Annotated in this window: 5 protein-coding genes; 4 read left to right on the top strand and 1 reads right to left on the bottom strand. The window is 36.9% G+C overall.

Features of this window, described 5'->3' with window-relative positions; all coding sequences use genetic code 11:
- The coding region (locus tag P8M54_RS04665; RefSeq protein WP_300285709.1) for a T9SS type B sorting domain-containing protein at window positions 1-3993 on the bottom strand (3993 nt) is incomplete at its 3' end.
- Window positions 3994-4126: 133 nt separating this feature from the next.
- Here P8M54_RS04665 and P8M54_RS04660 point away from each other — a divergent pair.
- From P8M54_RS04660 to P8M54_RS04645, 4 genes are all read left to right on the top strand, one after another.
- On the top strand, window positions 4127-6319 hold the full coding sequence (locus tag P8M54_RS04660; RefSeq protein ID WP_300285707.1) for a radical SAM protein: 2193 nt from the start codon (window positions 4127-4129) through the stop codon (window positions 6317-6319).
- A 102-nt stretch (window positions 6320-6421) separates the two neighbouring features.
- The gene (locus P8M54_RS04655) at window positions 6422-6907 is read left to right on the top strand and encodes an acetyl-CoA carboxylase biotin carboxyl carrier protein subunit (protein ID WP_300285704.1); all 486 of its coding nucleotides are present in this window, start codon (window positions 6422-6424) and stop codon (window positions 6905-6907) included.
- Between the two features lie 3 nt (window positions 6908-6910).
- Window positions 6911-8350: an acetyl-CoA carboxylase biotin carboxylase subunit gene (gene accC, locus P8M54_RS04650; protein WP_300285702.1), complete on the top strand. Its 1440-nt coding sequence runs from the start codon at window positions 6911-6913 to the stop codon at window positions 8348-8350.
- Window positions 8351-8407: 57 nt separating this feature from the next.
- Window positions 8408-9651, top strand: a 1244-nt coding sequence (locus P8M54_RS04645) for an acyl-CoA carboxylase subunit beta (RefSeq protein WP_300285700.1), incomplete at its 3' end; no start/stop codon positions are given.

The raw sequence follows: 9651 nt of genomic DNA, 5'->3' as shown, positions 1-9651 counted from the left end.
AAACCAATAATCGGTTGAGGGTACTAATTGGCCATTGTAAGTTCCGTTCCAACTTTCGTTTTGCTTCAAAGAGGCTATTAATTTACCATAGCGATCAAATATTTTTACAGATAGTTGCGGTTCATTTTCAGAAAAGCGAATACTCCACGTATCATTAAAGTTGTCGCCGTTGGGTGTGAAAAACTTTGGATACATCAATAAGTAAACTTCATCTGCAACTGTACCACAACCATTTTTATCTCGAACTTGCACCGTGTAGGCACCAATTAGCAAATTAGTAAATTGATTACTATTTTGATAATTATCGCCATCGATTGTATATTCAAAATCACCTGTACCCGTTGTGTAAACCGTAATCATATTGCTATTATCGGTCCAGTCTTTAGTTTCGATGGAAGTAATTGTTGCTACAGTCGATTTTTTAACTACGAAATCTTTGGTGCTAGAGCAATTAATTGTTCCGTAATTTTTAGTGACCGTAACCGATAAGTTTGCAGGATTTGTAACAACTATTGATGGCGTTGTTTCTCCCGTGGACCATAGGTAGGAATCGTAATCCGAACCGGCATTGATGGTTATGGAAGTGTTCGCGCAAATTGGGACAGTGTCAGCGATTGTAATAATTGGTTTAGCAACCACCGTTAGTTTTAAAACTGCTACAGCATAACAAGCGGTAGGAGAGTTGATTCGAACATAAATAGTAGTGGTTCCCAGGAATATTTTGTAGGTAGTAGGATTGACTATTTTACTATTTGCTAGTTCATTTTCGGCTCCAGCCAAAGTGGAATAATAAGAAAAGGAATAGCCCGCGGTTGATGTAATTAAATTGGTATTGTACGAACTAAGATTTACAATTTCTTTAGAATCATTCAAATCATCGCACAGTATTTCCTCATAATTAGTAGCTGGTAGCGTTGTGATTAGTGTTATTTGTACCGCCAACCGATTTACACTCTCACAACCGTTTTCAGTTTGTGTGGCATAATACGTATTGCCATTTTGTAACAAGATTGTGTTAGATAGTAAAGTTCCATTAGCTGCAGCATCGTACCATTTTATAGTAGTTCCTGTAACTGTTAAATTAGACAAATTTGGGTTTTGACTGCTACAGAAAGTTTGGCTTCCATTCCCAGTTGGTGCAGCCGTATTTTGAATCTGAATTGTTACGGGAACTCTTTCGCTTTCACAGCCATCAATAGTTTGAGAAGCGTAATAGGTGGTACTGTTTTGGAGAGTAGTTGTATTAGGTAAAATATTCCCGTTTATTAAAGCATCGTGCCATTTGATGTTTTGTCCTGTAATAGCGATGTTGCTTATTGTTGCATTTTCCTGAATGCAAAAGGATTGCAGGGCAGTTGCTGTGGGTTTTGCTTTAGCAGTGATTATAACAGACTGATTTTGTGAGCTACTATTTCCGTTACCATCAGTATAATTCCATACTACAGTGTATGTTCCGGCTACACTATATGAAAGTGGGCTTGATGTAGTTGCCGTAATAGAACCGGCACACTTATCTTTAGCAGTTGGTATTATTGTTAGCACAGTGTTGCAATCCCCATTAATTACTGGAAGAGTAGCAAGATTAGGAATAGGTGCTTCAATGTCTCCTATAACAACCTTTACCTTTTTAGTATCATCGCATCCGCCCGTGCCAGTAATAGTGCAGTAGTAATCGCCACTATTGGCAATTGAGGTATTTGTTATTATTGGGTTTTGATCTGATGAAGTAAAACTATTTGGACCTGTCCAAGCATAAGTTGTTCCACCGGAGGCTTTTATTTCTAATGTTTCGCCAATACAAATAGGAGAGTTACTTGATGCTAAAGGATTGGAAAGGCAATCTTGGAATTTGGCTATAAAAGTATTACCACCTTGAAGTGTTGGATATTCCGTTCCTACAGTGCCAAGATTAGCACTTCCTGTTGTTGTTCCAATAATGTAAATATTTCCATCCCTGTAATGAATGTTTTTGATGAAATCTGGGTGATTACCACCGTAATAAGTCCCCCATAATAGATTGCCAGAAGTGTCAAACTTCGAAATAAATCCTTCATCAGATCCATCGCTAACTGGTTGAAAACTTCCTACAGTTGCAATATCTGTTTGGCTTCTTGTATCTCCTGTGATATACGTGTCTCCATTTTCGGATGTGAAGCTGCTTTCACATTTGTCAATTCCTGGAAAATTTTCAGAACCATAATAAGTTCCCCACTGCCTAATTCCATTAGGATTAAATTTGACAATAAATGCATCAACACCGCCGATTGCTTGGTTTTCTTTATAAGCTCCGGGTGTCGAAATATGATTGGTGCTATTTGTTACTCCTGTTGCATATATATTATTAAAAGCATCTGTTCCTAAACCTGTAATACGATCATAGTATTCATTTACTGATATGTAAAATGAAGCATCACCTCCATAGTAAGTACACCAAAGTCTTTGACCTATTGAATTAAATTTTACAATAAAACCATCCATATAATGAATTTGTGTTTGATGTGCTCCTGGTGTTGAAATATCAGGTTGGTCAGAATCTAATATCCAATATTGTCCTGCTAGAATTAAATTATTGTTTTTATCAATTGTTGAATGATTAATTATTCCCGGAAAATAACTTCCAGAAATCCTATTTCCTAGAGGGGAGAATTTGGCAAAGAAACCGCAACCATCAAAAGGATCATTATTAACAGATTGAAAAGGACCTGAGGTCGCAATTCCATCTGTACTATGCGTTTCTCCAGCGATTATCAAATTTTCTTGATTATCTAGACTTAGTGTATTAATCGTTTCATTGGCTATTCCTCCATATAATGTTCCCCATATTTGTTGTCCAGAAGCGTTAAATTTAAGGATTAAACCATCTAATGAAAAATCAGGGTTGGTATTTTTATAAGCTCCAATAGTAGAAAGTTCGTTTCCATCAGTATAAAATACGGAGCCGCCAAGATAAACTTCATTATTGGTATTTATTATTAGATCAAATATTCTCGCAGAATTGATGTAAGTACCCCATATTCTGTTACCATCAGGAGTAAACTTAGCAAGGAATGCCGCATCCCATATAGATGTTTTTGTAGTTTGAAAAGCACCAGATGTCGCAATATTTAATGCGCTAGATGTTTCACCTGTTATAATTACTTTACCTAGCTGATCTGTTTTTATTTTTTTAGTGAGGCTACTGTTACCCCCACCAAAATAGGTCCCCCAAAGCCTAATAGGAACGGGATCAATAATCACTGTTTTATTTGAAACTTGATCATCAGTTTCAAAGCCGTAGATATTATTCTTGATTTTTTTATAACCAATAGCAATGTCTTTTTTGCCAGTTTCATCTTCTGTCCAACTCGCAGGTAGGGTTTCATCCATCTCACCAAAACGAACATTCATTCGGATTTTATTATCAATTATTTCTGTTTTGGCACCATTAAATTGGAGCTGAATGTCGGATATTTTTCCTTTTGGATGCACTACGAAATTGTATTCGACTGTTTTTGTAGCATCTGCTGGAATAGTGAAAACGACGTCAATATTTGGATAAATATTTTTGTATGTTATTTGTTTGAAACTATGAACTCCTAGTACTCCTTCGGGAATGTTAGGAATGTTGTAATAATTGTCAAAATCATTTGATTCTTGTTCTTTAATAAATACAACATTAGAATTTGAATTCACAAAATCGATATCGACGCGATGAAACACATACTCGAAATTGTCTTCGGTTTCTTTTTTTTCTTTTTCAGGAATTCGATTTAAGATTTCAAAAGGTACTGAAGTCGTTCTTTTTACTTCATAAATATCATACGAGAAGCCATTTTTTCTTAATTGTACGTTTAAACCATTCGAATTCAAAAGGAACTTTACCGCAAGGTTTGTTTTTCCTTTTTGGTCAATAATCTGTCCTCTATTTTCCATAAAACCAATAGATTGATTTTTGGATTGGGCAAATGAAGGAATAACAGTCAATAATAAAAGTACAAGGGATAGGCGTTTCATTCAAAAATATTTACAAATACAAATGTAATTAAATGTCTATAAAAAAAGTGAAATTTCTTATAAAGTATATGTGCGAAATCTTTTCAAGGAATAAATCTAAATATCCCTTATTTTTGCATAAAACAATTCCCTCTTGAAAACAAAACTCTTCCTAATCACACCGCCTTTTACGCAGCTGAATACACCTTATCCAGCAACCGCTTACATCAAAGGGTTTTTGAATACCATTGATGTGCAATCAGTTCAAGCGGATTTAGGTATTGAGGTGATTTTGAAATTGTTTTCAAAAGAAGGACTTGTAGATTTGTTTCAAATAGCTAAGGATACGGCGGAAGTCTCTCCTAATTCCAAGCGAATTATGGCACTTCAAGAGGAATACATAAAAACTATTGACCCAGTAATTGCTTTTTTACAAGGCAAAAACCCCACATTGGCGCTACAAATATGTCAAGAAGATTACTTGCCTGAAGCCTCTCGTTTTGCACAGTTGGAAGAATTAGATTGGGCTTTTGGAACCATGGGAACACAAGACAAAGGAAAGCATTTGGCGACTTTGTATCTGGAGGATATCTCTGATTTTATTGTCGAATGTGTGGATCCTAACTTTGGCTTTAGCCGATATGCCGAACGTCTTGGTAGATCCGCTAATTCTTTTGATGAATTGTATGAAGCGCTACATCAGGAACCAACCTATATCGACTCGGTTTTACTTTCTATTCTAAAAGAAAGAATTGAAACTGTAGAGCCTACCTTTTTCTTAATTTCAGTTCCGTTTCCGGGTAATTTATATAGTGCTTTTAGAGCAGCACAATGGGTGAAACACAATCATCCTGAAATTAAAGTGTCCATGGGTGGCGGTTTCCCGAATACCGAATTGCGTTCCTTATCGGATGAGCGAGTTTTTGAGTTTTTTGACTATATCACGTTAGATGACGGAGAAGCACCAATCGAAGAACTTATAAATGCTGTCAATTCGAACGCAATTGAGAAGCAGTATAAAAGAACTTTTCTTCTGGAAGAGGGAAAAGTAGTTTACAAAAATAATTCTCTAAAACCAGATTATAAACAAGCCCAAGTAGGGACTCCTGATTATTCGGATTTAGTGTTAGATAAATACATTTCGGTTATCGAAATTGTAAATCCAATGCACCGCATGTGGTCTGATGGTCGCTGGAACAAGCTTACCATGGCACATGGTTGTTATTGGGGGAAATGTACGTTTTGTGATATTTCGCTAGACTATATCAAAATCTACGAACCTGTGGCAGCTAATTTGCTATGTGATCGAATGGAGGAAATGATGGAGCAAACCGGTGAAAATGGTTTCCATTTTGTTGATGAAGCGGCACCGCCTGCTTTAATGCGTGCTTTGGCATTGGAAATTCTTCGCAGAAAATTATCAGTCACCTGGTGGACGAACATTCGATTTGAAAAAAGTTTTACTGCTGATTTGTGCTTACTATTAAAGGCTTCTGGTTGTATTGCTGTTTCTGGCGGACTCGAAGTAGCCTCAGATCGTTTATTGAAATTAATCGATAAAGGCGTTACGGTGGAGCAAGTGGCTAAAGTCACTCGTAATTTTACAGAGGCTGGTGTAATGGTTCACGCTTATTTAATGTATGGATATCCTACTCAAACCGTTCAGGAAACGGTGGATAGTCTCGAAATGGTACGACAGTTATTTGAAGCTGGCGTATTACAATCAGGTTTTTGGCATCAGTTTGCCATGACGGCGCACAGTCCCGTAGGTTTGTATCCAGAGAAATTTGGCGTTGTAAAAGAAACTGAAGCTGTTGGAACCTTCGCTAATAATGATATCAATTACAAAGATAAAACAGGTATCGATCATGATAAATTTAGTTTCGGGCTCAAAAAATCTTTGTTTAATTTTATGCACGGCATCTGCTTTGATTTTGAATTGCAAGAGTGGTTTGATTTTAAAATTCCGAGAACTACAATCAAGGACGATTTCATTGTTAACTCGCTTGAGGAAGCTAATGATTTTAATATCAAGCCTACAGCTAAAATCGTTTGGCTAGGCGGAAAGCCTGCAGTAGACTATTTTACCAAATCTAAAAAAGGAAATTCGTGGGAAATGGTATCGCTTACCTTTCATGACAAAAAAGAAAGTTTTACAATTCAAACTAATAAACTAGAAGGCGAGTGGTTGGTAAGTATGTTATCTAAAATAGCTGTTTCTTCGGCTAAAACCTACACTTTTCAGGAAATTAAAACTGATTTCGAGACACAATTTGAAGATTTTGAACTGTTTTGGTACGCAAAGCCTATTCATACTTTGAGAGAATTTGGATTAATAGTCCTTTAAAATAATTTCAAAGTAACTATAGTAAATTAGCATAAAACTTTGTTTTTTAGTTTACGAAAACGTTTTCTTTTCCTTATTTTTACCCTCATAAAAATGACACTAATGAGTGATAACTATAAAGTAAAAGTAAACGAGTCGCTTTCCTTCGATATCAACAAGGATTCAATTTTAAAATTAGATGCAGTTCCAACAGAGGCAAACCATTTGCACATTCTGCATCAAAATAAGCCTTACAAAGCCGAAATTGTTGCGGCTGATTTCAATCAAAAACACTACACGGTCAAGGTAAATAACAACACCTATACTGTTGCCATTGCCAATGATTTAGACCAACTTATCAAAGACTTAGGTTTTGAGGTAGGGCTTACTAAACAAGTCAATGCAATCAAAGCGCCCATGCCAGGTTTAATTCTAGAAATTAGTGTAGTGGTAGGACAAACCGTAAAAGAAAATGATCCTTTATTAATTCTAGAAGCGATGAAAATGGAAAATAGTTTTCTTTCGCCTCGTGATGGTGTAATCAAATCGATTGCTGCTATCAAAGGAGATGCTGTAGATAAAGGACAATTGTTAATTGAATTCGAATAAAGGATGAAAAAGATATTAGTTGCTAATAGGGGAGAAATAGCCATACGTGTTATGAAAACTGCCCAAAAAATGGGTATTAAAACAGTAGCGGTTTATTCTACTATTGATAGAAATGCACCGCATGTAAAATTTGCTGATGAAGCAGTTTGGATAGGAGAAGCGCCATCTAACCAGTCTTATTTATTAGGAGATAAAATAATCGAAGTAGCCAAAGAGTTGGGAGTGGATGCCATTCACCCAGGTTATGGTTTCTTGAGTGAGAATGCCGATTTTGCTGAAAAAGCAGAAAAAAATAACATCATATTTATAGGTCCAAAGTCCAAGGCTATCCATATCATGGGTAGTAAGCTTGCTGCAAAAGATGCGGTGAAACAATATGATATCCCAATGGTTCCTGGTTTAGATCACGCGATAACCGATATTGCCGAGGCTAAGGTTGTTGCCAGTGAGATTGGATTTCCTATTCTGATAAAAGCCTCTGCCGGTGGTGGTGGAAAAGGAATGCGTGTGGTTGAGAATGAAGGGGAATTTGAGTCGCAAATGAATCGAGCGATTAGTGAAGCTTTAAATGCTTTTGGTGACGGTTCCGTTTTTATCGAAAAGTATGTAGCCTCTCCTCGTCATATCGAAATTCAAATTATGGCTGATTGCCACGGAAATATATTATACCTGTTCGAACGTGAATGTAGTATTCAGCGTCGTCATCAAAAGGTAGTAGAAGAAGCTCCTTCATCAGTTTTAACTCCTGAGTTGAGAAAGAGAATGGGAGAAGCAGCTGTTTTAGTCGCGAAATCATGCGACTATCTTGGAGCAGGAACAGTTGAGTTTTTGTTAGATGAAAATAATAACTTTTATTTTCTAGAAATGAATACGCGCTTGCAAGTGGAACATCCGGTAACCGAATTGATAACTGGTTTGGATTTAGTCGAAATGCAAATTAAAGTGGCAAGAGGCGAAGCGTTGACCGTGCAACAATCCGATTTGAAAATAAAAGGACATGCGATGGAACTGCGTGTTTATGCGGAAGATCCTTTGAATGACTTTTTACCTAGTGTAGGCCATTTAGATGTGTATCAATTGCCAGAAGGAAAAGGAATACGCGTTGATAACGGTTTCGAGCAAGGCATGGATATTCCTATTTATTACGATCCAATGCTGGCTAAATTGATTACTTATGGCGAAACGCGTGAGGAAGCTATTGAAATTATGATCAATGCTATCGATAATTACCTTGTTGAAGGCGTGCAAACTACCTTGCCTTTTGGAAAGTATGTAATGGAACACGATGCCTTTAGGTCAGGGAATTTTGATACGCATTTTGTGAAAAAGTACTATAATGCCGCTTCTTTGCAAAAAGGAATGGAACAAGAAGCTGAAATTGCAGCTTTAGTTGCATTGCAGCGTTATTTCGAAGATCAAAAAATAGTGCGCTTGCCCAATTAACGAAGCACAGAATGTGATGTTAATAAAGGAGTCAAGTAAGCATTAAAAAACAGTAAGATGAAAGATAAAATAGAAATATTAAACGATAAAATTGCTCAAGCTCATTTGGGTGGAGGTCAAAAAAGAATTGAAAAACAACACCAAAAAAAGAAATTAACCGCTAGAGAGCGTGTTAATTATTTGATGGATGAGGGCTCATTCGAAGAAATTGGAATGTTGGTAACACACCGTACTACTGATTTTGGTATGGAGAAAGAACAATATTATGGTGATGGAGTAATAACAGGCTACGGAACCATAAACGGTCGATTAGTGTACGTTTTTGCTCAAGACTTTACTGTTTTTGGAGGAGCGCTATCCGAAACGCATGCAGAGAAAATTTGCAAAGTAATGGATATGGCTGTAAAAATGGGAGCTCCTATGATTGGGTTAAATGACTCAGGTGGTGCTCGTATTCAAGAAGGGGTTCGCTCCTTAGGAGGTTATGCTGATATTTTTTATCGCAATGTTCAATCAAGTGGAGTGATTCCGCAAATTTCAGCGATCATGGGACCGTGTGCTGGTGGAGCGGTTTATTCTCCGGCTATGACTGATTTTACCATGATGGTCGAAGACACGAGTTATATGTTTGTTACAGGACCTAATGTGGTAAAAACGGTAACAAACGAAACGGTAACTTCTGAAGAATTAGGAGGTGCAAGTACGCATTCGACTAAATCTGGTGTGGCGCATTGTACTTCGGCTAATGATGTAGAATGTCTTGAAGATGTGAAACGATTGTTGAGTTATTTGCCACAAAGCAATAAAGAGACGACACAAAAGTCGCCTTACACTTTAAACGATGAGGTTAGAGAACAATTAGAAAGCATTATTCCAGATAATCCTAACAAGCCTTATGATATGCATCAGGTTATATCAGGGATTATCGACGAAGATTCTTTTTTCGAAATACATAAAAACTACGCAGAAAATATAATAGTAGGTTTTGCACGACTTGGTGGTAGAAGTATAGGTATCGTAGCCAATCAACCGATGTTTTTAGCAGGGTGTCTAGATGTAAATAGCTCGATCAAAGCTGCTCGATTCACTCGTTTTTGTGATGCCTTTAATATTCCGCTACTTGTATTAGTAGATGTACCAGGGTTTTTACCGGGAACTGATCAAGAGTGGCAAGGAATTATTGTGCATGGTGCAAAATTGTTATATGCTTTGAGCGAAGCTACCGTGCCAAGAGTTACGGTTATTACGCGTAAAGCGTATGGTGGAGCGTATGATGTAATGAATTCAAAACACATAGGTGC

The sequence above is a fragment of the Flavobacterium sp. genome (assembly GCF_029242675.1).
Lineage (GTDB): Bacteria > Bacteroidota > Bacteroidia > Flavobacteriales > Flavobacteriaceae > Flavobacterium.
Note: the sequence above shows the minus strand (reverse complement) of the source record. Positions and strands in the feature narration are given on the sequence as shown.

Coding starts and splice junctions, on each gene's coding strand:
- P8M54_RS04655 (WP_300285704.1), top strand. CDS start 6,422: ATGAGTGATAACTATAAAGTAAAAGTAAACGAGTCGCTTTCCTTCGAT.
- accC (WP_300285702.1), top strand. CDS start 6,911: ATGAAAAAGATATTAGTTGCTAATAGGGGAGAAATAGCCATACGTGTT.